General features: G+C 68.7%; 30 protein-coding genes. 6 read left to right on the top strand and 24 right to left on the bottom strand.

The annotated features are described in order from the left end of the window. Positions 1–139: 139 nt before the first annotated feature. The 10 genes from rpoZ to pyrR form a co-directional block, all read right to left on the bottom strand. A complete protein-coding gene (rpoZ, locus tag LFM09_RS16230; protein WP_045313812.1) occupies positions 140–418 on the bottom strand; it encodes a DNA-directed RNA polymerase subunit omega in 279 nt (92 codons plus the stop codon). Positions 419–421: 3 nt separating this feature from the next. After that, complete coding sequence (gene gmk / locus LFM09_RS16225) at positions 422–1,018, bottom strand: guanylate kinase (RefSeq protein WP_414097274.1); 597 nt, start codon at positions 1,016–1,018, stop codon at positions 422–424. Then, complete coding sequence (mihF, locus tag LFM09_RS16220) at positions 1,015–1,332, bottom strand: integration host factor, actinobacterial type (RefSeq protein WP_030471603.1); 318 nt, start codon at positions 1,330–1,332, stop codon at positions 1,015–1,017. The genes gmk and mihF overlap by 4 nt, the downstream gene beginning before the upstream one ends. 296 nt (positions 1,333–1,628) lie before the next feature. Then, positions 1,629–2,453, bottom strand: coding sequence for an orotidine-5'-phosphate decarboxylase (gene pyrF / locus LFM09_RS16215; RefSeq protein WP_414097529.1), 825 nt, complete (start codon positions 2,451–2,453; stop codon positions 1,629–1,631). Then, the gene (gene carB, locus LFM09_RS16210; RefSeq protein WP_414097273.1) at positions 2,453–5,755 is read right to left on the bottom strand and encodes a carbamoyl-phosphate synthase large subunit; all 3,303 of its coding nucleotides are present in this window, start codon (positions 5,753–5,755) and stop codon (positions 2,453–2,455) included. The genes pyrF and carB overlap by 1 nt, the downstream gene beginning before the upstream one ends. Continuing rightward, a complete protein-coding gene (gene carA / locus LFM09_RS16205; RefSeq protein ID WP_414097272.1) occupies positions 5,755–6,867 on the bottom strand; it encodes a glutamine-hydrolyzing carbamoyl-phosphate synthase small subunit in 1,113 nt (370 codons plus the stop codon). Before carA ends, carB begins: the two co-directional genes overlap by 1 nt. Further along, a complete protein-coding gene (locus tag LFM09_RS16200; protein WP_414097271.1) occupies positions 6,864–7,370 on the bottom strand; it encodes a transporter in 507 nt (168 codons plus the stop codon). Before LFM09_RS16200 ends, carA begins: the two co-directional genes overlap by 4 nt. Next, complete coding sequence (locus tag LFM09_RS16195) at positions 7,367–8,647, bottom strand: dihydroorotase (protein WP_414097270.1); 1,281 nt, start codon at positions 8,645–8,647, stop codon at positions 7,367–7,369. The genes LFM09_RS16200 and LFM09_RS16195 overlap by 4 nt, the downstream gene beginning before the upstream one ends. Next, positions 8,644–9,576: an aspartate carbamoyltransferase catalytic subunit gene (locus LFM09_RS16190; RefSeq protein WP_414097269.1), complete on the bottom strand. Its 933-nt coding sequence runs from the start codon at positions 9,574–9,576 to the stop codon at positions 8,644–8,646. The genes LFM09_RS16195 and LFM09_RS16190 overlap by 4 nt, the downstream gene beginning before the upstream one ends. Continuing rightward, positions 9,573–10,145 (bottom strand): bifunctional pyr operon transcriptional regulator/uracil phosphoribosyltransferase PyrR, encoded by a 573-nt coding sequence (gene pyrR, locus LFM09_RS16185; RefSeq protein ID WP_414097268.1) that lies wholly within the window; start codon positions 10,143–10,145, stop codon positions 9,573–9,575. The genes LFM09_RS16190 and pyrR overlap by 4 nt, the downstream gene beginning before the upstream one ends. A gap of 258 nt (positions 10,146–10,403) precedes the next feature. On the opposite strand from pyrR, the gene LFM09_RS16180 reads away from it, so the two are divergent. Next, entirely contained in the window at positions 10,404–10,892 is a 489-nt protein-coding gene (locus LFM09_RS16180; protein ID WP_030471611.1) for a transcriptional regulator, read from the top strand. 150 nt (positions 10,893–11,042) lie between these two features. Here the strand turns inward: LFM09_RS16180 and LFM09_RS16175 are convergent, their stop codons facing one another. After that, the gene (locus LFM09_RS16175; protein WP_414097267.1) at positions 11,043–11,774 is read right to left on the bottom strand and encodes an RNA polymerase subunit sigma-70; all 732 of its coding nucleotides are present in this window, start codon (positions 11,772–11,774) and stop codon (positions 11,043–11,045) included. Between the two features lie 82 nt (positions 11,775–11,856). Continuing rightward, positions 11,857–12,666, bottom strand: a complete 810-nt coding sequence (locus LFM09_RS16170; protein WP_414097266.1) for a sigma-70 family RNA polymerase sigma factor — start codon at positions 12,664–12,666, stop codon at positions 11,857–11,859. 73 nt (positions 12,667–12,739) lie between these two features. Between LFM09_RS16170 and LFM09_RS16165 the strand changes: the two genes are divergently transcribed. The 3 genes from LFM09_RS16165 (at position 12,740) to LFM09_RS16155 (ending at position 14,740) form a co-directional block, all read left to right on the top strand. Further along, positions 12,740–13,441: an SDR family oxidoreductase gene (locus tag LFM09_RS16165; RefSeq protein ID WP_414097265.1), complete on the top strand. Its 702-nt coding sequence runs from the start codon at positions 12,740–12,742 to the stop codon at positions 13,439–13,441. Positions 13,442–13,577: 136 nt separating this feature from the next. Further along, entirely contained in the window at positions 13,578–14,219 is a 642-nt protein-coding gene (locus LFM09_RS16160) for an HD domain-containing protein (protein WP_414097264.1), read from the top strand. Positions 14,220–14,242: 23 nt separating this feature from the next. After that, positions 14,243–14,740, top strand: a complete 498-nt coding sequence (locus LFM09_RS16155) for an AAA family ATPase (protein WP_414097263.1) — start codon at positions 14,243–14,245, stop codon at positions 14,738–14,740. Here LFM09_RS16155 and LFM09_RS16150 read toward each other — a convergent pair. From LFM09_RS16150 to LFM09_RS16135, 4 genes are all read right to left on the bottom strand, one after another. Further along, positions 14,729–15,115: a hypothetical protein gene (locus LFM09_RS16150; RefSeq protein WP_414097262.1), complete on the bottom strand. Its 387-nt coding sequence runs from the start codon at positions 15,113–15,115 to the stop codon at positions 14,729–14,731. The two genes, LFM09_RS16155 and LFM09_RS16150, sit on opposite strands and share 12 nt — an antisense overlap. Before the next feature lie 92 nt (positions 15,116–15,207). Next, positions 15,208–15,627 carry a transcription antitermination factor NusB gene (nusB, locus tag LFM09_RS16145; protein ID WP_086661789.1) on the bottom strand — a complete coding sequence of 140 codons (420 nt, stop codon included), beginning with the start codon at positions 15,625–15,627 and terminating at the stop codon, positions 15,208–15,210. Continuing rightward, the gene (gene efp, locus LFM09_RS16140; RefSeq protein WP_414097261.1) at positions 15,627–16,193 is read right to left on the bottom strand and encodes an elongation factor P; all 567 of its coding nucleotides are present in this window, start codon (positions 16,191–16,193) and stop codon (positions 15,627–15,629) included. Before efp ends, nusB begins: the two co-directional genes overlap by 1 nt. 31 nt (positions 16,194–16,224) lie before the next feature. Beyond that, positions 16,225–17,301 (bottom strand): M24 family metallopeptidase, encoded by a 1,077-nt coding sequence (locus tag LFM09_RS16135; RefSeq protein ID WP_414097260.1) that lies wholly within the window; start codon positions 17,299–17,301, stop codon positions 16,225–16,227. Positions 17,302–17,336: 35 nt separating this feature from the next. Between LFM09_RS16135 and LFM09_RS16130 the strand changes: the two genes are divergently transcribed. Then, positions 17,337–17,741, top strand: coding sequence for a B-4DMT family transporter (locus LFM09_RS16130; protein WP_414097259.1), 405 nt, complete (start codon positions 17,337–17,339; stop codon positions 17,739–17,741). On the opposite strand, the gene LFM09_RS16125 is transcribed toward LFM09_RS16130, so the two are convergent. From LFM09_RS16125 to LFM09_RS16110, 4 genes are all read right to left on the bottom strand, one after another. Then, positions 17,727–18,560, bottom strand: coding sequence for an SDR family NAD(P)-dependent oxidoreductase (locus tag LFM09_RS16125; RefSeq protein WP_414097258.1), 834 nt, complete (start codon positions 18,558–18,560; stop codon positions 17,727–17,729). The genes LFM09_RS16130 and LFM09_RS16125 overlap by 15 nt on opposite strands. Positions 18,561–18,627: 67 nt before the next feature. Further along, positions 18,628–19,062: a MarR family winged helix-turn-helix transcriptional regulator gene (locus LFM09_RS16120; RefSeq protein ID WP_414097257.1), complete on the bottom strand. Its 435-nt coding sequence runs from the start codon at positions 19,060–19,062 to the stop codon at positions 18,628–18,630. A 33-nt stretch (positions 19,063–19,095) separates the two neighbouring features. Continuing rightward, the gene (locus LFM09_RS16115) at positions 19,096–19,689 is read right to left on the bottom strand and encodes a hypothetical protein (protein ID WP_414097256.1); all 594 of its coding nucleotides are present in this window, start codon (positions 19,687–19,689) and stop codon (positions 19,096–19,098) included. Between the two features lie 25 nt (positions 19,690–19,714). Then, positions 19,715–20,104, bottom strand: coding sequence for a VOC family protein (locus tag LFM09_RS16110; RefSeq protein ID WP_414097255.1), 390 nt, complete (start codon positions 20,102–20,104; stop codon positions 19,715–19,717). Between the two features lie 77 nt (positions 20,105–20,181). Between LFM09_RS16110 and LFM09_RS16105 the strand changes: the two genes are divergently transcribed. Further along, entirely contained in the window at positions 20,182–21,165 is a 984-nt protein-coding gene (locus LFM09_RS16105) for a hypothetical protein (RefSeq protein ID WP_414097254.1), read from the top strand. On the opposite strand, the gene aroQ is transcribed toward LFM09_RS16105, so the two are convergent. From aroQ to aroC, 4 genes are read right to left on the bottom strand one after another with little or no spacing between them, the layout of a single operon-like run. Continuing rightward, the gene (gene aroQ / locus LFM09_RS16100) at positions 21,149–21,583 is read right to left on the bottom strand and encodes a type II 3-dehydroquinate dehydratase (protein WP_414097253.1); all 435 of its coding nucleotides are present in this window, start codon (positions 21,581–21,583) and stop codon (positions 21,149–21,151) included. The genes LFM09_RS16105 and aroQ overlap by 17 nt on opposite strands. Further along, the gene (gene aroB / locus LFM09_RS16095) at positions 21,580–22,689 is read right to left on the bottom strand and encodes a 3-dehydroquinate synthase (RefSeq protein WP_414097252.1); all 1,110 of its coding nucleotides are present in this window, start codon (positions 22,687–22,689) and stop codon (positions 21,580–21,582) included. The genes aroQ and aroB overlap by 4 nt, the downstream gene beginning before the upstream one ends. Further along, positions 22,686–23,192, bottom strand: a complete 507-nt coding sequence (locus LFM09_RS16090; protein ID WP_414097251.1) for a shikimate kinase — start codon at positions 23,190–23,192, stop codon at positions 22,686–22,688. The genes aroB and LFM09_RS16090 overlap by 4 nt, the downstream gene beginning before the upstream one ends. Continuing rightward, the gene (aroC, locus tag LFM09_RS16085) at positions 23,189–24,388 is read right to left on the bottom strand and encodes a chorismate synthase (RefSeq protein WP_414097250.1); all 1,200 of its coding nucleotides are present in this window, start codon (positions 24,386–24,388) and stop codon (positions 23,189–23,191) included. Before aroC ends, LFM09_RS16090 begins: the two co-directional genes overlap by 4 nt. Positions 24,389–24,391 lie beyond the last annotated feature (3 nt).

Below are 24,391 nucleotides of genomic sequence, written 5' to 3'. Positions count from 1 at the left end.
CGTCTCCACGAGGAGAACCCCCGCTGGGGGCTGTGAGGACCTGGCCCCCACAACTTATGGCGCGACGACGTGATGGATACCGGCCGAGGAAAGACCTCGGCCAGAGTCAGCACCACATCTCACCCCAGCGGGCGGAGCTTCACTCGCCCTCGGTGTGCTCGAGAAGACCGGCGTGGATCTCGCGGAGCGCGATCGACAGCGGCTTCTCACGCGGGCCCGGCTCGACGAGCGGGCCGACGTACTCGAGCAGGCCCTCGCCGAGCTGCGCGTAGTAGTCGTTGATCTGGCGGGCACGCTTCGCTGCGTAGATCACCAACGCGTACTTCGAGCTCACCTGCTCCAGCAGGTCGTCGATCGGCGGGTTGGTGATGCCCTCCGGGGAACCGGTCAGGTGACCGAGCTCGGTGTGGGTGATCACTCGTCAATCTCCTGAAATTCGTGGTCCGACCATCAAGGATAGCAAGTCGGCCGCGGCCGACTTCACGTCGGCGTTCACGACGACCTCGTCGAACTCCTTTTCGGCCGCCAACTCCTCGCGGGCGATGGCGAGCCGGCGTTCGACGACGTCCGGATGTTCGGTGCCCCTGCCGGTCAACCGGTCGACCAGATGCTCCCAGGACGGGGGCATCAGCATGACCAGCTGGGCTTCGGGCATGGCCACGCGGACCTGCCGTGCGCCCTGCAGTTCGATCTCCAGGAGCGCGGGACGGCCCGCGGCCAAAGCCTCTTCGACGGGCCTGCGAGGCGTTCCGTAGTGGTTTCCGGCGAACTCGGCGTGTTCGAGGAACTCGCCCGCCTCGGCCATCTGCTGGAACTTCTCGTGGTCGACGAAGTGGTAGTGCACTCCGTCGACCTCGCCCGGCCTCGGCTTCCTCGTGGTCGCCGAGACGGAGAAGTAGATATCGGGTTGCTGCCTGCGCAGCTCCGCCAGAACGCTGGACTTGCCAACCCCTGACGGCCCGGACAAGACGGTGAGGCGGGAACGGGCAGAACCCGTTCCCGCCTCGGTGCCAATCACTCTCCGCTGAACTCGGAGAGCAGGGCCTTGCGCTGACGGTCACCGAGACCGCGCAGGCGACGGCTGGGAGCGATCTCGAGGCGCTCCATGATCTGCTGCGCGCGCACCTTGCCGACGCCCGGCAGGGCCTCGAGCAGCGCGGACACCTTCATCTTGCCCAGGACCTCGTCGCTCTCGGCGGCCTTGAGCACGTCCGTCAGGGTCGTGCCGCCGCGCTTGAGGCGCTCCTTGAGCTCAGCCCGAGCGCGACGAGCGGCAGCAGCCTTCTCCAGCGCTGCGGCTCGCTGCTCCTCGGTAAGCTGGGGAAGAGCCACGATTTCCTCCGTGGTGTGGATTCTTTTCGGATCGGTGCCGCGACCGTACCGACCGCAATTGCCTGGGGACAACGTGACCCAGTCAGGTAAATCTTCAGCGGCCATGAGTGATGCGGCGGGTGGTAGTAGTACCAACACCCTCCGGCGGCCTGATCACTGCCCTCCGGCAACTCGTCGCCCACGTTACGTGTGCTATGAGGCCGGTGACCAGCGGGGCAGCCGGTGGCGTGGACCCTACCAACACATGTTTCCCCAGGTGAGCGCGCCACACCCCAAAAGTTGTGGCGCGCCCCTCCTCAGAGGCTCTCCTGAACCGTTCGCACGGCGCTGACCAGCGACGATACGTCCGGCCCATGCCTGAGAACATCTCGTGAAGAAGTCGGCAGAACGTTGCGCATGTCGGACCCGAAGAGCCGTTTTAGATCCGCCACCGAGCCGCCCTGAGCGCCGAAACCGGGCGCGAGGATCGGTCCGTTGAACCCCATGAGGTCCACATCCGTTTCCCCGATCGTGGCACCCACGACGAGCCCAACATCGCCGCACGGAGAAATGCCGGAATTCCGAGCGGCGGCGAAATCGATGATCGTCTGCGCCACGGTTCGCCCGTCCGGAGCAACGGCGCGCTGGACCTCGGCGCCCTCCGGATTGGACGTGAGGGCCAGCACGATCACGCCGCGGCCGTTCGCCCGTGCCATGTCCAGCGCGGGCTGCAGCGACCCGAAGCCGAGGAACGGCGACAGCGTCACCGCGTCACCGGCCAGCGGCGAGCCCTCCCCGAGGTACGCCTCGGCGTAGGCGGCCATGGTCGAGCCGATATCGCCGCGCTTGGCGTCCACGAGCACCAGCGTGCCCGAGTCCTTCAGCTCCGCGATGACCCGCTCCAGCACTGCGACGCCACGCGACCCGTAGGCCTCGAAGAACGCCGCCTGCGGCTTCACCACCGACACCTTGCCGCCGAACGCCTCCACGGCCGTCAGAGCGAACCGTTCGAGGCCCTCCACGGACCTGGACAGACCCCACGAGTCCAGCAATGCCGGATGCGGGTCGATCCCGACGCAAAGAGGTCCATGCGCCTCAACGGCTTTCGCCAGCTTCTTCCCAAAATGATCAGGCGCGGAGATCACGCGTCACCCCGCAGAGCGGCCTGCAGCGCCTGCAGCGGCTGCACCCCGATGTCACCCCGGATGAGCGCCTCGATGCCGTGCACGGCCGCGGCAGCGCCCTGGATCGTGGTGACACAAGGGATGTCCTTCGCCACAGCGGCGGTGCGGATCTCGTAGCCGTCGATGCGCGGGCCGCTGTTGCCGTACGGCGTGTTGAAGATCATGTCGATCTCGCCGGCCAGGATCATGTCGACGACGTTGCCCTCGCCCTCGAAGTGCTTGCGCACCTCGGTGCACGTGATCCCGTTGCGCTTCAACACCTCCGCGGTGCCCGAGGTCGCCAGGATCTGGAACCCGAGGTCCGCGAGGCGCTTGACCGGGAAGATCATCGCGCGCTTGTCGCGGTTCGCGAACGACACGAACACCTTGCCGGACGTCGGCAGCGAGCCGTAGGAAGCCGTCTGCGACTTCGCGAACGCCTTGCCGAACGACGAGTCGATGCCCATGACCTCGCCGGTCGACTTCATCTCCGGGCCCAGCAACGAGTCCACGCCGTGGCCTTCGGGCGTGCGGAAGCGGTGGAACTGCATGACCGCCTCCTTGACCGCGACGGGCGCGTGCTCGGGCAGCCGGGCGCCGTCACCGGTCGCCGGCAGCATGCCCTCAGCACGCAGCTCCGCGATCGTGGCGCCGAGCATGACCCGTGAGGCGGCCTTGGCCATCGAGACCGCGGTCGCCTTGGACACGAACGGCACGGTGCGCGACGCACGCGGGTTCGCCTCCAGGACGTACAGCACGTCGTCCTTGAGGGCGTACTGGACGTTCAGGAGCCCCTTCACGCCGATGCCCTTGGCGATGGCCTCGGTGGAGCGGCGGACGTTCTCGATGTCGGAGGCGCCGAGCGTGATCGGCGGCAGCGCGCACGACGAGTCGCCGGAGTGCACACCGGCTTCCTCGATGTGCTCCATCACGCCGCCGATGAACACCTCGTCGCCGTCGCACAGCGCGTCGACGTCGATCTCGATGGCGTCGTCGAGGAACCGGTCGACCAGCACCGGGTGCTCGGGCGTCACCTCGGTCGCGCGGGCGATGTAGCCCGACAGCGACTCCTCGTCGTACACGATCTCCATGCCGCGCCCGCCGAGCACGTAGGAGGGGCGCACGAGGACCGGGTAGCCGATCTCGTCCGCGATCTCCTTCGCCTCGTCGAACGAGGTGGCCGTGCCGAACTTCGGCGCGGGCAGACCGGCGTCGGTCAGCACCTTGCCGAACTGGCCGCGGTCCTCGGCGAGGTGGATCGCCTCGGGCGTGGTGCCCACGACCGGCACGCCGGCGTCCGCGAGGCGCTGCGCCAGGCCCAGCGGCGTCTGGCCGCCGAGCTGGACGATCACGCCCGCGACGGTGCCCGAACGCTGCTCGGAGTGCACGACCTCCAGCACGTCCTCGAACGTCAGCGGCTCGAAGTACAGACGGTCCGAGGTGTCGTAGTCCGTCGACACGGTCTCCGGGTTGCAGTTGACCATGACGGTCTCGTAGCCGGCCTCGCGCAGCGCCATCGCCGCGTGCACGCACGAGTAGTCGAACTCGATGCCCTGCCCGATGCGGTTCGGACCGGAGCCCAGGATCAGCACCTTCGGCTTCTCCCGCTGCTCGGCCACCTCCGACTCGGCCTGCGGGTCGAGCTCGTACGCCGAGTAGTGGTACGGCGTCTCGGACTTGAACTCCGCCGCGCACGTGTCGACCGTCTTGTAGACCGGCCGCACACCCAGACGGTGCCGCAGCGCGCGCACGCCGTCCTCACCGGCCAGCTCCGGCCGCAGCACGGCGATCTGGCGGTCGGACAGACCCGCCCGCTTCGCCTTGCGCAGCAACGGCTCGTCGAGCACAGGCGCGTCGAGCAGCTCGGTGCGCAGGGTGCCGAGCCAGGCGATCTGCTCGATGAACCACGGGTCGATCCCCGACGCGTTGTAGACGTCCTCAATGGACGCACCAAGCCGGAGTGCACGCTCGACCGTGTAGAGGCGGCCGTCATGGCCGCGATTCAGTTGTGCCAGGACGCCTTCGAGCGTAGTGCCCTCGGGGTCGGGCTGAGTCCAGAAACCGACCGATTTCGTTTCCAGCGAACGCAGTGCCTTGCCCAGCGCCTCGACGAAGTTGCGGCCGATCGACATGGCCTCGCCGACCGACTTCATCGTGGTCGTCAGGGTCGGGTCCGCACCGGGGAACTTCTCGAAGGCGAACCGCGGCGCCTTCACGACCACGTAGTCGAGCGTCGGCTCGAACGACGCCGGCGTCTCCCCCGTGATGTCGTTCGTGATCTCGTCCAGCGTGTAGCCGATGGCGAGCTTCGCGGCGATCTTGGCGATCGGGAAACCGGTCGCCTTCGACGCCAGCGCGGACGACCGCGACACCCGCGGGTTCATCTCGATGACGACCATGCGGCCGTTGTCCGGGTGGATCGCGAACTGGATGTTGCAGCCACCGGTGTCGACGCCGACCTCGCGGATGACCTGGATGCCGACGTCGCGCATGTGCTGGTACTCGCGGTCGGTCAGCGTCATCGCGGGCGCGACCGTCACCGAGTCGCCGGTGTGCACGCCCATCGGGTCGATGTTCTCGATCGAGCAGATGACGACCACGTTGTCGTTGCGGTCGCGCATCAGCTCGAGCTCGTACTCCTTCCACCCGAGCACGCTCTCCTCGATGAGCACCTCGGTGACCGGAGACTCCTCAAGACCGATCGCGGCGAGGCGCTCCAGCTCCTCCTCCGTGTGCGCCATGCCCGAACCCAGGCCGCCCATGGTGAACGACGGCCGGATGACCACCGGCAGACCCAGCTCGGCGACGGTCTTGCGCACCTCGTCCATCGTCTTGCAGACGGCCGAACGCGGGACCTCGGAGCCGATCTTGCGGACCAGGTCCTTGAAGATCTGCCGGTCCTCACCGCGCTGGATGGCGTCGATGTCCGCGCCGATCAGCTCGACGTTGTACTTCTCCAGCACGCCGCGCTCGTGCAGCGCGATGGCCGTGTTCAACGCCGTCTGCCCGCCCAGCGTCGCCAGGATCGCGTCCGGGCGCTCCTGCGCGATGACCTTCTCCACGAACTCGGCCGTGATCGGCTCGATGTAGGTGGCGTCGGCGAACTCGGGGTCGGTCATGATCGTCGCCGGGTTGGAGTTCACCAGGCTGACCCTGATGCCCTCCTCCCGCAGCACCCGGCACGCCTGCGTGCCGGAGTAGTCGAACTCGCACGCCTGACCGATGACGATCGGGCCCGAGCCGATGACCAGAATGTGCTTGAGATCAGTCCTCTTGGGCATCAGCGGGCCTCATTCATCAGCGTCACGAACTCGTCGAACAGGGGCGCGGCGTCGTGCGGACCCGCCGCGGCCTCGGGGTGGTACTGCACGGAGAACGCCGGCGCGTCGAGCAACCGGACGCCCTCGACGGTGCCGTCGTTGGGGCAGTAGTGCGACAGCACGGCGCGGCCGAACTCGGAGGAGAACTCCTCCCCCGGCGTGCCTTCCAGCGCGAACCCGTGGTTCTGCGAGGTGATCGCGACCTTGCCGGTGGCGACGTCGATCACCGGGATGTTGATGCCGCGGTGGCCGTAGCGCATCTTGTACGTCCCGCGGCCCAGCGCACGGCCCAGGATCTGGTTGCCGAAGCAGATGCCGAACAGCGGCAGCTTGCGGCCCAGCGCCTCCTTGGTCAACGCGATCGCGTGGTCCTGCGTCGCCGGGTCACCAGGGCCGTTGCTCAGGAAGAGACCGTCCGGGCTGACCTTCAGGATGTCCTCGAACGTGCTGGTCAACGGCAGGACGTGCACCTCGATGCCACGCGCCGCCATCATCCGCGGCGTGTTCGACTTGATGCCCAGGTCCAGCGCCGCGACCGTGAACTTCTTCTCGCCGATCGCCTCGACCACATAAGGCTTCTCAGTGGTCACGTCGACCGCGAGGTTCGCGCCGAGCATCTGCGCACTGGACTTGACCTGCTCCACCATCGAGGCGTCGTCGGTCAGCTCGGAGCCGGAGAAGACCCCGGCCCGCATCGCGCCCTGCTCCCGGATGTGGCGGGTCAGCGTGCGGGTGTCGAGGCCCGCGATGCCGACGACGCCCTGGTTCGCCAGCTCCTCGTCCAGGCCGCGCTTGGACCGCCAGTTCGACGGCGTGCGCGCGGGGTCGCGGACCACGTAGCCGGCGACCCAGATCTTGCGCGACTCGTCGTCCTCGTCGTTCCAGCCGGTGTTGCCGATCTGCGGCGCGGTCTGCACCACGATCTGGCGGTGGTAGGACGGGTCGGTCAGGGTCTCCTGGTAGCCCGTCATGGCCGTGGAGAACACGACCTCGCCGAGCGAGACGCCGGTCGCTCCGTACGCCTCACCGCGGAAGACGCGACCGTCTTCCAGCACCAATGCCGCGTTCGTCACGCCTTGCCTCCGTGTTCAATGGCCTTCCGGCTGAGAGCCGCAACCAATTCCTCGTAAACCTCTTTGTCGTCACCGCGGAAACCGGTGTCGAACAGGTGGCCCTGGTTCTCCCACTGGACCACCAGCAATCCCTCTTCGCTGAACATGACCTTCCCGGCCAGCCCGCGGTCGGTGCGGGCGTCCCGGATGGACTCGGCGGGGATGAAGATCGGCGTCGCGCCGGTCCGGTCGATCGCGATGCCTTCCGGCACCAGGCTCAGCGTGGCCTCAGCGCGGTGGCCGATGTCGCCGACCTGGACGCGGTCCTGCCAGTTGCCCGCGTTCGTCGTTCCGATGTAGACGCCCGTGGTCGCGAGCTTCGGTGCGCCCAGGGTCTGCGGTCGTGCCGGGAACGCCGGCAGGTCGGCCTGCTTCGCCTGGCGTCGCTTCCAGCCGTGCCACATGCCGTACACACACAGCGCGAAGAACAGGAACACCAGCAAAACGAGCAGCACGCGGGTCATTCCGCAATCCTTCCCGCCTGTGCCGTGACCCGGCCACGCAAGATGGTCGCCGTCACCGCGCCGGGCAGTTCCATGCCCTCGAACGGGGTGTTGCCCGCGATGCTCGCGAGCTCCGCGCCGTTCACCGTCCACGTCGCGTCCGGGTCGACCAGCACGAGGTTCGCGGGCTCGCCGACCTCGATCGGGCGGCCCTGGTCGGTCAGGCCGGCGATCTCGGCGGGCTTCTCGCTCATCACCCGCGCGACGCCGCGCCAGTCCAGCAGGCCGGTCTTCACCATCGTCTCGACGACGATGCTCAGCGCGGTCTGCAGTCCCAGCATGCCCGGCCGCGCGGCCGACCACTCGCAGTCCTTGTCCTGGATCGCGTGCGGGGCGTGGTCCGTGGCGACGCAGTCGATGGTGCCGTCCGCCAGCGCCTGGCGCAGCGCGTCGACGTCGGACTGCGTGCGCAGCGGCGGGTTGACCTTGTTGACCGGGTCGTACGTGCTCAGCCGGTCGTCGGTCAGGATCAGGTGGTGCGGGGTGACCTCGGCGGACACCTTGGTGCCGCGCGCCTTGGCCCACTTCAGGACGTCCGCCGTGCCGGTGGTGCTGACGTGGCAGACGTGCAGCTTCGCGTCGACCTGCTTCGCCAGCAGGCAGTCACGGGCGACGATCGACTCCTCGGCGGCGGCCGGCCAGCCCTGCAGGCCCAGCCGTGACGCGTTCTCGCCCTCGTGAGCCTGCGCGCCGATCGTGAGCCGGGGCTCTTCGGCGTGCTGGGCGATGACCGCGTTGAGGGCCTTCGAGTACTCGAGGGCGCGGCGCATGATCAACGGGTCGTGCACGCAGTGGCCGTCGTCGGAGAACACCCGGACGTTGGCCTTGGAGTTGGCCATCGTGCCGAGCTCGGCGAGCTTCTCGCCCTTGAGCCCGACGGTGACCGCGCCGACCGGGTGGACGTCGACCAGGCCGACCTCCTTGCCGCGGCGGGCGACGTGCTCGACGATCACGGCGTTGTCGGCGACCGGGTCGGTGTTGGCCATGGCGAAAACGGCCGTGTAGCCACCAAGAGCGGCCGCACGCGACCCCGTCTCGATGGTCTCGGTGTCCTCGCGGCCCGGCTCACGCAGGTGGGTGTGCAGGTCGACGAAACCGGGCAGCAGCACCGCCCCGTTGCCTTCAACGACTTCGGCTTCTGGATCCGTGCCCTCTGCGATCACGCCGTCGCGGATCAGCAGATCGATCGGTTCCCCCTCGCCGTAGGGCCTAACTCCCTTGAGCAGCAAGGGTTTCACGCGTTCTCCTCCTCGTGGGCGAGCAAGTGGTACAGCACGGCCATGCGCACGTGGACACCGTTGCGGACCTGCTCGGTGATGGCGGCCTGCGGGCTGTCGGCGACGACGGAGGCGATCTCCATGCCGCGCAGCATCGGGCCGGGGTGCAGCACGACGGCGTGCTCTGGCAGCAGCTTCAGGCGGCGTTCGTTGAGGCCGTACGCGATCGAGTACTCGCGGGCGCTCGGGAAGAACCCGCCGTGCATCCGTTCGGCCTGCACGCGCAGCAACATCACGGCGTCCTGCGACGCCAGCTCGGAGTCGATCTCGTGCGACACCGTGACCGGCCACTTCTCCACGCCCGTCGGCAGGAGCGTGGGCGGCGCGACCAACGTGACCTCGGCACCGAGTGCCGTCAGCAGGTGCACGTTCGACCTCGCCACGCGGCTGTGCAGCACGTCTCCCACGATCGCCACGCGGCGGCCGTCCAGGCTGCCCAGGCGGTCGCGCAGGGTGGCGGCGTCGAGCAGTGCCTGGGTCGGGTGCTCGTGCATGCCGTCGCCCGCGTTCACCACGGACGTGTTGGTGTGCTTGAGCCAGCCCGCGAGCCGGTGTGCCGCACCGGATGCCGGGTGCCGCACGATCACGCAGTCCGCGCCGGCGGCCTGCAGGGTGAGCGCGGTGTCGCGCAGGCTCTCGCCCTTGCTGACGCTGGAACCGGAGCTGCTGACGTTGATCACGTCCGCGGACATCCACTTGCCCGCGATCTCGAACGAGACGCGGGTGCGGGTGCTGTTCTCGTAGAACATCGTGATCACCGTGCGGCCGCGCAACGTCGGCAGCTTGCGGACCTCGCGGCCGAGCAGCGCCTGCTTCAACCGGTCCGCGGTGTCGAGGATCGCGGTGGCCTGGTCGCGGTCGAGACCGTCGGTGGAGAGCAGGTGCTTCACTTCAGCACCACTCCGTCGCGGCCGTCGAACTCGTCGAGCATCACGACGACGTCCTCGGTCTTGGACGTCGGGAGGTTCTTGCCCACGTAGTCCGCGCGGATCGGCAGTTCGCGGTGGCCGCGGTCGACCAGGACGGCGAGCTGCACGGCGCGGGGGCGGCCGTGGTCCCGCAGCGCGTCGAGCGCGGCGCGGATGGTGCGGCCGGAGAACAGCACGTCGTCCACGAGCACGACCAGCTTGTCGTCGATGCCGCCCTCGGGCAGCTTCGTCGCCTCCAACGGCCTGGTGGGGCCTCTGCGGAGGTCGTCGCGGTAGAGCGTGATGTCCAGAGTGCCTTCGTGCACCTGGCGGCCGGAAAATTCGGCGATCTTAGCGGCCAGACGACGTGCGAGGGGGGCTCCCCGGCTGGGAATACCCATCAAGACGACGTCGGGTGCGCTCGGTGCATCGAGAGCGGTCTTCTCGATGATCTGATGGGCCATTCGGGCGACAGTGCGCGCGACATCACCGGCCGAGAGAATCTCGCGATCCCCGGCCGGATCCGTCGCGCCACGTTGACGTGACGCCACGGCTGGACCTCCTTCCCCGCCTCACTGGACGGGTCCTTAAAGGACGTCGGACACCTGGTGATAACTAGGCTGACCTGCACCGTATCACCTACGGACGGTCAACCATCCGAGTGGTGTGCCAGGCGTGGCGCGCGTCTCTCCCTGAGATCAGCTTGACCTGTCGACCACGGCGAGTAATCATTACTCTGCGTATCGATCGAAGCCTCCCCCGCAGCACTGTCGTACTGCTGACGGGGCGAATGAACGGAGAACCGCCACATGGGCGACTACGCCAAGGCGCTGGGGGCCAAGCTCCGCGCTATCCGCCAGCAGCAGGGACTGTCCCTGCACGGCGTCGAGCAGAAGTCCGGCGGTCGCTGGAAGGCCGTGGTCGTCGGCTCCTACGAGCGCGGTGACCGCGCGGTGACCGTGCAGAAGCTGGCCGAGCTGGCCGACTTCTACGGGGTTCCCGTCGCCGAGCTCCTGCCCGAGGGCCGCGTGCCGTCGGGTGCCGAGCCGGCCACCAAGATCGTGATCAACCTGGAACGGCTCCAGCAGCTACCGGTCGAGAAGGTGGGCCCCCTGGCCCGCTACGCCGCGACGATCCAGTCGCAGCGCGGTGACTACAACGGCAAGGTCCTCTCCATTCGCACCGAGGACCTGCGCTCGCTCGCGATCATCTACGACATGACGCCGGGCGAGCTCACCGAGCAGCTCATCGACTGGGGCGTGCTTCCTCCTGAAGCCCGTCCCGCGAAGGAAGACTGAGCTTCCCTTTCGGAGTAGTGGCTCCCTTACGTCCTGTTAGTCGCCCTGAGGACGTGAGGGGGCCACTGCTGCATTCAGGGGGTTCAGCGTCACCAGCCGGGTGGTCTTGGCAGCAGGGGCTGCTGGCTCCGATCGTGACTCTGTGCCAGCTCACACGGGGTGACCGCCGCGGTGGTGCGTGAGCCGCGCCACGTGCTCCCGATCCGTGATCGCGTGGATTGCGACGATCTTGCGCTCGCGCACCGTGAACGCCACCAGCGCGACGGGTTTGCCGTCCGTGATCGAGACCAGCCCCGCCTCGCCGCCGACGACCGCGGGCTCCATGCACGGCGCGGCCTGCAGCACCGCCGCCTTGGACGCGACCATGCCCTGCCCGCGCAGCCAGATGTCCTCGGACCGCAGCGTGACGTCGGCGTCGAGCACGTTCTCCCCCGCCACGAACGCGTCGACGACCTCGCGCTGGCCGGCCAGGTCCACATCGGACACCGGCCGGTTCGACACGCGTTGACGTGCCCGTGCCTCGACCTGCACCGCCCCGATCGGCGTGCGGCCGATCAGTGGCGCGACCTGCTCGAACGGCTCCTGGTATATGTCGTGCAGGACGTACGCGACGCGTTCGTCCGGCGTCAGCGCGTCGAGTGCCGTGAGGACCCCGAGGCCCACCTCGTCGTTCGGCTCCCTGCTGACCACCGGGTCCGGCATCTGGAAGCCCTTGTGGCGTGCGCGCAGCATCGTGAGGCTGACCCGTGCGATCACGGTGTCCAGCCAGCCCGGCTCACCCTCGGTCTTGCGACGCGCCTCCCGCACCGCGTCGGCCGCCTCCGCGAACCGGCCGAGCAGCCGGTAGGCAAGTCGGTTCTGCTGGTCCAACTCCCCGGTCATCCGCTGGTCCCTTCAATCGAGCGCCCACTCCACTGGACAACCTGCGGGCGCTCGACGTGACCAGCGACGACAGTGGTATTGCTCACGGAACAAGCGCGGCGAGCTGCGCTTTGTCCTGAATGACGTGGATCGCGAGGATCTTGTCGTCGCGGACCGTGAAGGCCATGGCGGAGAACAGCACCCCGTCGACCCAGGTGACGAACCCGGCCTCGCCGCCGATGAGCACGTGCTGGACCTGCGCCGACGTCGCGTACTTGCGGAACAGGCTGGCCCGCCCGGCCACCGTGCGACCGCCGATGACCTCCAGCGCACCCGCCTTGAGCGTGACGTCCGGGTGCAGCACCGACACCAGGCCCTCCAGGTCGCCTTCCCTGGACGCCTTGAGGAACGCGTTCACCACTTCCCGCTGCTTCGGCAGGTCGACGTTCGGCTGTGGCCGGTCCTGCACGCGTTTGCGCGCCCTGCTTGCGAGCTGTCGGGTGGTCGCGGTCGTCTTGTCGATCAACGGCGCGATGTCGTCGAACGGCACCGCGAACATGTCGTGCAGCACGAACGCCAGCCGCTCGTCAGGCTTGAGGGTGTCGAGCACGACCAGCATCGCCAGCCCGACCTCGTCCTTGGCGACGGCCTGGTGCTCGGGCTCTTCCTTCGTGTCGATCACCGGGTCCGGCATCTCGAACGCGTGCTCGCGCCGATCCCTGAGCATGTTGAGGCAGACCCGTCCGACGACGGTCGTGAGCCACGCCGCCGGGTTCTCGACCTCTGCGGTGTCGGCCTTCTCGACTCGCAGCCACGCGTCCTGCAGCGCGTCGTCCGCCTCGGCGAACGAGCCCAGCATCCGGTGCGCGATCGCCCTGAGCCGCGGACGTTCCTGCTCGAACTGCGCGATCAACTCTTCCCCCTGCTGTCACATTCCTCGGCGCCGCCGGGTCGACCGGGCAACAGCGTCCCTTTGGAGGGTAACCATGAAGATCCTCGTCACCGGCGGCACCGGCACCCTCGGCAAGCACGTGGTCCCGTTGTTGCGGGCGACCGGCGCCGAGGTTTTGGTTCTGAGCCGCAGCAACGGCGACATCGTCTGCGACCTGCTGACGTCGGCCCCTTCGTTCGAGGCCGACGTCGTGGTGCACCTGGCCGGCGGTCAGAAGGGCGACGACATCGCGACGCGCAACCTGCTCGCTGGCTGCACGGGTGTCCGCCACGTCGTCTACATCTCGGTGATCGGCGCGGACACCGTGCCACTGGCGTGGTTGCGTACCAAACTCGCCTGCGAGCAAGCGATTGCCGAGTCGGGCATCCCGTTCAGTGTGTTGCGTGCGGCCCAGTTTCACGACCTGACACTGACCATGGTGCGGGCCGTGGCGAAGCTGCCGATCGTGCCGGTGCCGGGCATGCGCTTGCAGCCCGTCGACGCACGGGATGTCGCCGCGCGGATCGTGGAGCTGGCGGTGGGTTCGCCTGCGGGACGGGTCGCGGACCTGGCCGGGCCTGCTGTGTACGAGATGAAGCAGCTCGTGCAGGACTACCTGACGACCGCGGGCAAGCGGCGGCTCACCGTGCCGGTGCGGTTGCCGGGCAAGGCCGGGAAGGCTTACCGAGGTGGGCAGAACCTGAGCTTGGACGGCGACCACGGCACCCACACGTGGGAGGAGTTCCTTGCCGGGTGAGAACAGTTACCAGAATCCGGTGTGGTTGTTGAATTCCCTGTTCGCTCCGGTGACCACGGCGATCTTGTGGTGTGTCATGCGCACGAGACGCCGCGGCCGCGCCGCCTGTGACATGTCTCGGTAGGATCCCGGCAACGTGGCCTTCTCCGACGCAGAGTTTCTCGCCGATCGCAACCCGCTGCCGTCCGGACTGGACTCACGGCTGCGCGACCATCTGACGTTCCTGATCGAGGTCGACCAGCTGAAGACGATCCTGCGCGCGTCTCCTCTCGCGGCAGCGAACAGGCGTGAGAACGACGCGGAGCACTCGTGGCACCTCGCGCTGATGGTCATGACTCTCGCGGAGTACGCGGACGAACCGATCGACGTCGGCCACACCATCAAGCTCGTGGTGGTGCACGACCTGGTCGAGATCTACGCGGGCGACACCCCGATCTACGACACCGAGCTGGGCGAGAGCCAGCAGGAACGTGAAGAAGCCGCCGCGGACCAGTTGTTCGGCATCCTGCCGGAGGACACAGCAATGAAAATGCGGGCGCTGTGGGACGAGTTCGAGGCGCGCGAGACAGCTGAAGCGCGCTTCGCGAAGGCCATGGACCGGCTCCAGCCGCTGTTGCTCAACTGGATGGCCGAGGGTGGGACCTGGCGCACGCCCGGCGTCACCGCGAACGACGTGCGGGCCCGCAAGGCGGTCATCGGTGACGGCTCGACGGCGTTGTTCGAAGCGGCCATGCACCTGATCGACGAGGGCGAGCGCCGGGGCTGGGCACGCAGCTAGCGGGGTAACCCCGCGGTGTGTTCGTGTTGGTGGGAGGGTGGCCGGGGTCGGGCAAGACCACGTTGGCGACGGCGCTCGGTCCGTGGCTCGGGTTGCCGGTGCTGGCCAAGGACGACGTCAAGGAAGCCCTCGCCGACGGGCTCGGCCGGCCTGGCACGGTGAGCGAGTCGCGGCGGCTGGGGCGGGCGGCTGTGATCGCGGTGCTCCGGATCGCGTGTCGTTGTCCGGGCGCGGTGGTGGACAGCACCTGGTTCGACCACACCCGGCCCCTGGTGACGGCATTGCCGGGCCCTGTGGTGGAGCTGCGCTGCGTCGTGCCGGTGGAGGTGGCCAGGTCGCGCTACTACGCCAGGGCCACCGGCCGTCACGCGGGCCATCTGGATCTGGCGCGCGACGAGGCCGAACTGTGGGGAGAACCGGTTCGCCCGCTGGGCGTCGGGCCGCTGGTGGAGGTCGACACCACCGGGCCGCTGGACATCCCGGGGATCGCCGCCGATGTCCGCCGTGCGCTAGCGGCGTGACCTCAGGGCCACCAGGACGGCGACGGTGCGTCCGGCGCCGAGCACCGGTCCGAGGGGCAGCGCGAAGCCGATCCAGTACGCGGCCTCGACCGGGAGCAGGGCGAGCGCCAGCTTGCTGCCCGAGCGGCGTCCGCGCCACAGCAGGCTGCCGGCGATCACCTCCGCGCCGCACACCGCGGCGAAACCGGCGAGCAGGGGGACGCTGGTCGGAATGCCGATCTTCTCGAACGGTCCGTTGCCGTAGGTGGGGAAGCCCATGAACTGCCAGACCTCACCGTTCCGTGCGAAGTGCACGGCGCCGTAGACCGCGGGCAGTCCGAAGCCGAGCCCCGACAGCAACGCGAGGCCCGCTGCCACTTTGTGCGGAACCGTCATGGCATCAGCATCACCGGTCTGGCGTCAGCGCGCCAAAGCAGAAACGGCCGCCCGCCCCGGTCGGGAGCGAGCGGCCGTTCGGCGATTCAGAGCTACAGAACAGCGCGCAGCTGGTCCGCGATGACCGCGATCCGGCCGAGCACGCCGTTCACGAAGCGCGGCGAGTCGTCCGTGGACAGGCCCTTGGCGAGCTCCACGGCCTCGTCGATGGCCACCGCGTCCGGCACGTCCGCCGCCCACAGCAGCTCGTACAGGCCGATGCGCAGGACCGCGCGGTCGACCGCCGGCATGCGCTGCAGGGTCCAGCCCTCGGCGTGCTCCGAGATGAGGTCGTCGATCCGCGCGCGATGAGCGGTGACGCCCTCGACGAGCGTGACGGTGTAGTCGTTCACGGGCGGTACGTCAGGCGACCCGACGCGCGAAGCCAGCAGCGTCACTGCGTCGCTGCCCAGCAGGTCGGCTTCGTAGAGGAAGTCGACCGCGCGTTTGCGGGCCTTGCTCCGAGCGCCCATTACTTGTCGCTGATGCGGCCGAGGTACCGGCCGTCGCGGGTGTCGACCTTGATCTTCTCGCCGGTCGTGACGAACAGCGGGACCTGGATCTCGGCGCCGGTCTCGAGACGGGCGGGCTTGGTGCCGCCGGTGGAGCGGTCGCCCTGCAGGCCCGGGTCGGTGTGCTCGATCACGAGCTCGACCGAGGTCGGGAGCTCGATGAACAGCGGCACGCCCTCGTGGACGGCCACGACGGCCTCCTGGTTCTCCAGCATGTAGTTGGCGGCGTCGCCAACGGTCTCGCCGGGGACCGGGATCTGGTCGTAGGTGTCGCCGTCCATGAAGATGAAGTCGGAGCCGTCCTTGTACAGGAACGTCATGCCGCGCTTGTCCACGGTGGCGGTGTCGACCTTCGTGCCCGCGTTGAAGGTCTTGTCGACGACCTTCCCGGTCAGCACGTGCTTGAGGGTCGTGCGCACGAAGGCGCCACCCTTGCCGGGCTTGACGTGCTGGAACGCGGTGACGGTCCAGAGCTGGCCGTCGAGGTTCAGCACCAGGCCGTTCTTCAGGTCGTTCGTGGTGGCCACGGTGGGATTTCTCCTGTGTTGGACGGGGGTGTCAGACGACCACGAGTTCCTTCGTGGTCAGGGTGAGGAGCTCCGGCCCGCTTTCGCGCACCACGAGGGTGTCCTCGATGCGGACTCCGCCCCGCCCCGACAAGTACACGCCGGGCTCGACGGTGACCGCCATACCGGCCGAAAGTGTACCGGCACCCACCTTCGACAACGCCGGTGCCTCGTGGATCTCCAGCCCGACCCCGTGCCCGAGGCCGTGCAGGAACTCCTCACCGTGCCCGGCCTTCTCGATCACCTCGCGCGCCGCGTGGTCGACGTCGCTCACCTTCACGCCCGGCTTCAGGGCGTTGCGGCCGGCCGCCTGTGACCGTGCGACCAGGTCGTACAGCTCGACCTGCCAGTCCGCGGGCTTGCCGAGCACCAGCGTGCGGGTCATGTCGGAGTGGTAGCCGTCGACGAGTGCGCCGAAGTCGAGCTTGATGAAGTCGCCCGCGTGCAGCGTGGCCTCCGTCGGCTGGTGGTGCGGCACCGCCGAGTTCGCGCCGAACGCCACGATCGAGGAGAACGAGGGCCCCTCCGCGCCGTGGTCGAGCATGCGGCTCTCCAGCTCGCGCGCGACCTCGCGTTCGGTCCGTCCGGGCCTCAGTCCGCCGTGCCCGATCAACGCCGCCAGCGCCCGGTCCGCCGCCGCGCACGCCATGCGCAGCGCCTCGATCTCGACCTCGTCCTTGACCAGCCGCAGCTTCTCCACGATGCCGGCGGCTTTGCTCAGTTCGGCCTTCTCGGCGGCTTCGGTCAGCGACTCCAGACCGTCGACCGTGACGTGGTGGCTCTCGAACCCGAGCCTGCCCTTCGCCTTCTTGGCCAGCGCGAGGTCGCACGGCCGGTCGATGACGCGCTCCAGGTCCGGCACCTGCTTCGCCGACTGCGTGAGGTACCTGCCGTCGGTGCAGAACACCGTCTTGTCGTCACTCACCGCATCGATGAGCACGGCTGCGTTCGATCCGGTGAACCCCGTGAGGTAGCGGACGTTCAACAGGTTCGTGACGAGCAGCGCGTCCAGGCTCTTGGCCTGGAGCTCCTGGCGCAGTGCGGTGCGGCGTGCGGCGTACGACGACATGCCTCGCAGCGTACGGCCAGTCCTAAGCTGTCCGCATGCGTCCTTGGTTCGTCCGTGCGTTGTGGATGGGGCTCCTGCACGGGGCCGTGCAGACCGGCGTGGCGGCCGTGGGCGTGCGCAGCCCCGAGGCCACCTCGGTCCGTCCCATCGCCATCGGCCTGCTCGTGGCCGCCGCCGTGATCTGGGGCGCGGTCGACCGTCTGCGCGAGCTGCCGTCGCCGGGCATGCAGTGGTTCATCGCCTCGTTGATCGCCGGGCCGTTCGCCGGGGCGCTGGGTGTGATCGGGTCGGCGTTGCTCGTCGACCAGACCGGCCAGGAGGCCCTGTGGGTGGCGTTGACGGGTGGCGCCGCTTTCACGGCGTTGCTGATCCTGGCGCCGGCCGGGCTCGGGCTGGTGCTCGGCGGGTTCCTGGCGCAGAAGGACTCAGCGCGCCAGTAGCTCGTGGTAGGTCTTGCCGGTCATCCCCATCAGCCGGGCGATGCGCCGCGTTGACAGGGCCGTGGCGATCGCGTCGCCGATCCGGGGTGACAGGGCCTCGCCCAGCAACAACAGGTTCGCCCTGCGCGGCAGCACGACCCGCTGCCTGCCGCTGCTGACCGCCTTGACCACCGCCTGCCCGACCTCGTCCGCGGACAGCGGCCTCATGTACCGGAACGGCGGCGGCATCTCGGCCTCGTCCGCCTCTTTCAGCAGGTCGGTGGCGGTGAGCGCCGGGTGGATCACCGTCACTTTGACGCCACTGCCCGCCACCTCCTGACGCAGGCTGTCGGAGAACGCCGAGACCGCGTGCATCACGATCGTGTAGGAGCCGAACCGCGCGAACGCCTTGCGTCCCATCACGGACGACATGTTCACGATGGTGCCGCTCCCCTGTTTCTGGAGCATCGGCAGCACGCGCCGGGTCACGTCGATCATGCCGAACAGGCTCGCTTCGGTGGTCTGCCGGACGTTGTCCGCGAACGTCTCCTCGGCGACCGCGCCGACCTTGCCGATGCCGGCGTTGTTCACGAGCACGTCGATCCGGCCGAACCGGCTCGCGGCGGCGTCCACCAGTGCCGCGACGGCTTCCGGATCGGTCACGTCCGCCGGCACCTGGAGCACCTCCGCGCCCAGCGCTTCGACCTCGTCCGCCACCTGTGCGAGCCGGTCCTGTGAGCGGGCTGCCAGCACCAGGCGGGCTCCTCGTTGGGCGAAGGCCAGTGCCACCGCCCTGCCGATTCCCTTGGACGCACCCGTGACCAGCACAACCTCGTTCATGATCCTTCTCCTTTGATGTATATACAACATTTAGGCCTGCTTGCCCGAGGTTTCACCCTCGGCTCGTTCACTCGCCCGGTGGATATCCCAGGTCTCGCGCGATGTCCCGGAGCGCCGTCGTGCCCACAGCTCCCACCAGCTCTTTTGCCTCGCGCTGGGCCTGGCGCCACACCGGCATCACGGACTCGATCTTGGTCCGGCCTTCGTTGGTGAGCGCGACCGTCCGGATGCCCTTCGCATCGGCGGACGGGGCCTCGATCCAGCCGTGTTTGGTCAGCAGGGCCAGGTTCCGGCTGACCGTCGACCGCTCCAGCTGCAGCACCTCACCGAGCCTCGACGGTGGGCACGGACCCACCTTGCCCAGCGCGGCCAGCAGGTTGACCTGCGCGATCGTCAGGCCGTGACCACTGAGAGCACCGTCGTAGATGCCCGTGACCGCACGACCGATCAGCCTGACGCGCACCGCCAGGCAGTCGTTCACGATCTCGTCGACGGGGTTCACGTGATTGAGTGTTGTATATACATCAAGCTGCTGTCAATCCCCGGCCGCCACGGTGAGCCGGTAGCGCGCGGACGTCTTGAAGTCGCCGAACTCGCCTTCGATCCGCAGCTCGTGCTCGCCGGGGCTCAGCGGCTCGATCCACGCCCACAGCCCGCACGCCTGCCCCTCCCGGCGGCCCTCGCGCAACCCCATCGGGTTGTCCTTCACGGCCTTGACCGTGATCGGGGCGGGTTCCATCCGGCGCAGCGCCACCTGCTGCCCGTCGAGCGTCACCGAGCCCTTCGCCGACCGCATGAGCGAACCGCAGTTCGACATGGAGTTGACCGCGGGGCCGGCGAGCGGCCTGCCCGCGGGCACCTGGCACGTCCTCTCCGCGTGGCCGCCGAACGTCCCCGCGAAGAACCACACGTCAGAGGGCTGGTCCTCGCCGCAGAACTCGCCGGTCTCGTCGACCACGGGGTTGCGGTCCCGCGGGCTCGACACCGCCCACGTCCACCACTTCTCCTGCAGCTCCCGGTCATCCGGCTCCGCCTCGGTGCTGCTCTCGGTGATGCGGGGTCGTTCCGGTGCGACGGCCGTACACCCGGCAAGGAGCAGGGCGAACGCGGCGATGATCAGTCGTGACACGTGCGAGATCGTCGCAGAACAGCGGTCAGCCGGTCGCGGGATTTGCCACCAGTTCGATCTCGAAACCGTCCTCGTTCTCCAGGAACGCGGCGTAGTGGTCGGGGCCGCCCGCGTGGGGGTGTTTGTCGGCGAACATCAGCCGCCAGCCGTGCTGGTGGGCATCGACGGTGAGCTGGTCGACGTTCTCGCGGGTGCCGGCGTGCAGGGCCAGGTGGTTGAGGCCGGCTTTCATCCGATCGTGTGGACCGGTGCAGGCCGGGGACTGCTCGACCACGACGTAGGTCTCGCCGAGCTTCCAGCTCACGCCGGCGTTCCAGCGTTGGTGCTCGGTCCAGCCGAGGGCCGGGAAGAGCCAGCCGAAGGTGGCCTCTGCGCGGGCCAGGTCCGGCACCCACAATTCCACGTGGTGAAGCACCGATTCACCTTCCATGTCAACGAATTGGCCAGAAATCTATGCCGCCAAACGGGTGGTTTCTTCCCTAGCATCCCGCCATGCGCAACGCTCTCTCCGGCTGGGTGACAGGCACCAGCGTGCAGATCGGGGATGTAAAGGGCGACTTCGTCCTGCGACAAGGCGGCCCTGCCGGCCGCAAGCCCACCGAGCCGAGGCCGTCCGAAAAGCCGAAGCTCACCGCGGGCCATTTCATCGTGGGCGTCCTCATCCTCTTCATCGGCGGCATCATCAACGCTTGCAACGGCGACACCAACTCCGCGGACGCCGGCTTTCCCTCCACGGACCAGGGCTCCCGCCCCGCCGGGATCAGCGATGACATGATCGCCCAGCTGGTCGCGGACAAGCTTCGACAGTGCGCCACCGAGGTCGTCCTCACCCCAGTGAACTGCCCGCAGACCCATACCGCGTCCTCCGCACGAAACGTTCGCTGGGAACTCGTCGGCGATCCTCGCGACGGAATGCAGGTCAGGTGGCACAACGACAAGTTTCTGGCCCGTGGCACCGCGGTGATGACCATCAGTTACGACGCGGGCACCAGGCAGTCCTTGGAGATCAAGAGGTTCCACTTCGAGACCGAGGTGCAGTGGCGCGGCGCCGAGTCCCGCATTGAAAGCATCAGACAGCCGACGACCGCGCCCCCACCTGGCACCATCACCAAGGACCGCTTCACCCTGCCTGACGGCGACCTCGTCAGAGTTGTCCGGGAAGGCTTCGTGACCTGTGCGTCCGCGACCGCCGCGCCAATGCCGCGGATGTGCCCGCGCGCTACCGGTACACCGGCGGCGCAACAGGCGTCCTGGTCACTCGAAGGTGAGCCGGTCGGCAACTGGACGAGCGCCAGAGACGCGGAGTTCGGCCTGCTCCGCCTGACCGCCAGCTACTCGCTCGTCGTCAGGTGGAACAGCACCGTGCTCTTCCTGGCCGCGAACCACTCACACACCCAAGCCGGGACCTACGAGGCCACGATCGTGCGGACCCCGAACAAGACCGCGCGGTTGCTGCAGATCAAGCACGTCCCTTGAGCGCCAGCCAGCGCAGTGCGAGCAGGTAGCCCTCCACGCCCAGCCCGACGATCACGCCGTTCGCGATCGCCGAGATGACGCTGTGGTGCCGGAACTCCTCGCGCTGGTGGATGTTCGAGATGTGCACCTCGACCAGCGGCGCGGTCAGCTGGGAGCACGCGTCGCGGATGGCGATCGAGTAGTGCGTCCAGGCGGCGCCGTTCAGCACGACGGGGATCGAGTGGTCGGCGGCCTCGTGCAGCCACGCGACCATCTCGCCCTCGTGGGCGGTCTGGCGGACCTCGACCTCGAAGTTGAGTTCCTTGCCCTCGGCCACGCACATCTGCACCAGGTCGGCGTAGGTCGTGCGGCCGTAGACGTCCGGCTCGCGGGTGCCCAGGCGGTCCAGGTTCGGGCCGTTCAGGACGAGAACCCTCACAGCAGCACCTTTCCGGAACCGGTCGAAGGCTCGGCGGCCACGGCCGAGTACGCGGCGGCGATCAGGGCGGGGTCGGGGCCTTCGAGGCGGCCGGGCTTGGCCAGGCCGTCCAGGACCACGAAGCGGAGGACGCCCGCCTTGTTCTTCTTGTCGACCTTCATGCCCTCCAACAGCTGCGGGAGGGCGTCCGGGTCGTAGGACGTCGGCAGGCCCAGCAGCCGCAGGACCGACCTGTGGCGGTCGGCGGTCTCGTCGTCCAGGCGGCCGGCCAGGCGGGCCAGTTCGGCGGCGAAGACCAGGCCGACGCTGATGGCCGCGCCGTGACGCCAGCGGTAGCGCTCGCGGCGTTCGATGGCGTGGCCCAGGGTGTGGCCGTAGTTCAGGATTTCGCGCAACGACGACTCGCGCAGGTCGTTCGTGACGACGTCGGCCTTGATCTGGATCTTGCGGCGGACCAGGTCGGCGAGCACGTCGCCGGTCGGGTCCAGAGCGGCGGCAGGATCGGCCTCGATCAGGTCGAGGATGACCGGGTCGGAGATGAAGCCGCCCTTCACGATCTCGGCCATGCCGGCGACGAGTTCGTTGCGGGGCAGGGTTTCCAGGGTCGCGAGGTCGACGAAGATGGCGTCCGGCTCGTAGAACGTGCCGACGAGGTTCTTGCCCGCGTCGGTGTTGATGCCGGTCTTGCCGCCGACGGCCGCGTCGACCATGCCCAGCAGGGTGGTCGGGATGTTCACCAGGCGCACGCCGCGCATCCAGGTGGAGGCCACGAAGCCCGCCAGGTCCGTCACCGCGCCGCCACCGAGGCCGACGACGGCGTCGGAGCGGGACAGGCCGATCTTGCCCAGCACGTCCCAGCAGAAGCCGGCGACCTTGAGGTCCTTGCCGTCCTCGGCGTCGGGGACCTCGACGCGGTGGGCGTCGGCGCCGGCGGCCTTCAGCTCGTCGACCAGGACCTCGGCCGTGGCGGCCAGGGTCGGCTGGTGGATGATCGCGATCTTGGCGATGGGCTTCAGGAAGTCCACGATGTCGCCGAGGAGACCGCGGCCGATCACCACGTCGTAGGGCTTCTCGGCGGCGACCCGGATGCGCACGGGCTCGGTCATTCCCCAACTCCCTTGATCACCGCGTCGGTCACCTCGTCCGGGGTCAGCGAGTCGGTCAGCACCTCGACCGTCGCGACCTCCCGGTACAGCGGCAACCGCGCGTCCAGCAGCGCCTTGAACGTCGCGCGCGGGTTCACGCCGGACAGCAACGGGCGTGCGGACGACAGCCCGGTCCGGCGCACGCCCTCGGCCATGCCGACGTTCAAAAAGACAACGGTGTGCTCACGCAGACGGTCCCGCGTGGCGGCGGACAGCACCGCTCCCCCGCCCAGCGCCAGCACGCCCTCGTGTTCCACCAACGCCTTGGCGACGGCTTCCTCTTCCATGGCACGGAAAACGGGCTCGCCGTCGTCGGTGAAGATGTCCGAGATCGGCTTACCGGCCAGCTCGACGATGTCCGTGTCGACGTCGCGGAACGGCAGGTCCAGCCGCGCCGCGAGCAGCTCGCTGATCGTGGTCTTGCCGGCACCCGGAGGGCCGACCACGACGAACCTGGGGCTCACATGCCCTCCCAGCGGGCTTCCAGGGCCTTCAGGTACGCGTGGGCGTTGCGGCGCGTCTCGTCGAGCGAGTCGCCGCCGAACTTCTCCAGCGCGGCCTCGGCGAGCACCAGCGCGACGACGGACTCCAGCACGACGCCGGCGCGCGGCACGGCGCACACGTCCGAACGCTGGTGGATCGCGACGGCCGGCTCGCCGGTGCGGACATCCACAGTGGACAGTGCACGTGGGACGGTCGAGATGGGCTTCATCGCCACGCGCGCACGGAGGATCTCGCCGTTGGTGATGCCACCTTCGAGGCCGCCGGCGCGGTTCGAGCGGCGCGTGACGCCGACCGGGCCGCTGCCGCGGTCGATCTCGTCGTGGGCCTGCGAACCCCAGCGCTGCGCGGAGGTGAAGCCGTCGCCGATCTCCACGCCCTTCATCGCCTGCACGCCCATCAGCGCAGCGGCCAGGCGGGCGTCGAGGCGGCGGTCCCAGTGCACGTGCGAGCCGAGGCCCGGCGGCAGGCCGTACGCGAGCACCTCGATGACGCCGCCGACGGTGTCGCCGGCCTCCTTCACGGCCTCGACCTCGGCGACCATGGCCTCGGTGCCGCGCGCGTCGAAGCAGCGCACCGGCGACTCGTCGATCGCGGGCAGGTCGTCCGGAGTGGGCAGCGCGGCGTCCTCGGGCGTCACGGCCTTGCCGATCGACACGACGTGGCTCACGATCTGCACGCCCAGCAGCTGCTGCAGGAACTGCCGCGCCACCGTGCCCAGAGCGGTCCTGGCGGCCGTCTCACGGGCGGACGCGCGTTCGAGCACGGGCCGGGCCTCGTCGAAGCCGAACTTCTGCATGCCCGGCAGGTCGGCGTGACCGGGGCGCGGACGCGTGAGGGCCTCGTTGCGACCGGTCGGCTTGAGCAGGCTCGGGTCCACGGGGTCCGGTGACATGACGGTCTGCCACTTCGGCCACTCGGAGTTGCCGATGGTGACCGCGACGGGACCGCCCTGGGTCTTGCCGTGGCGCACGCCGCCGAGGATCTCGACCTCGTCCTGCTCGAAGCCCATGCGCGGGCTTCGGCCGAACCCGAGCCTGCGACGCCCCAGTTGGACGACGAGGTCCTCGGTGGTCACCTCGACACCGGCGGGCATGCCCTCCAGCACGGCGACGAGGGCGGGGCCGTGTGATTCTCCAGCGGTGATCCAGCGCAGCACGTT

The organism is Lentzea alba, assembly GCF_047445655.1.
GTDB classification, from domain to species: Bacteria; Actinomycetota; Actinomycetes; order Mycobacteriales; family Pseudonocardiaceae; genus Lentzea; species Lentzea alba_A.
This window is presented reverse-complemented; position numbering and strand designations above follow the sequence as displayed.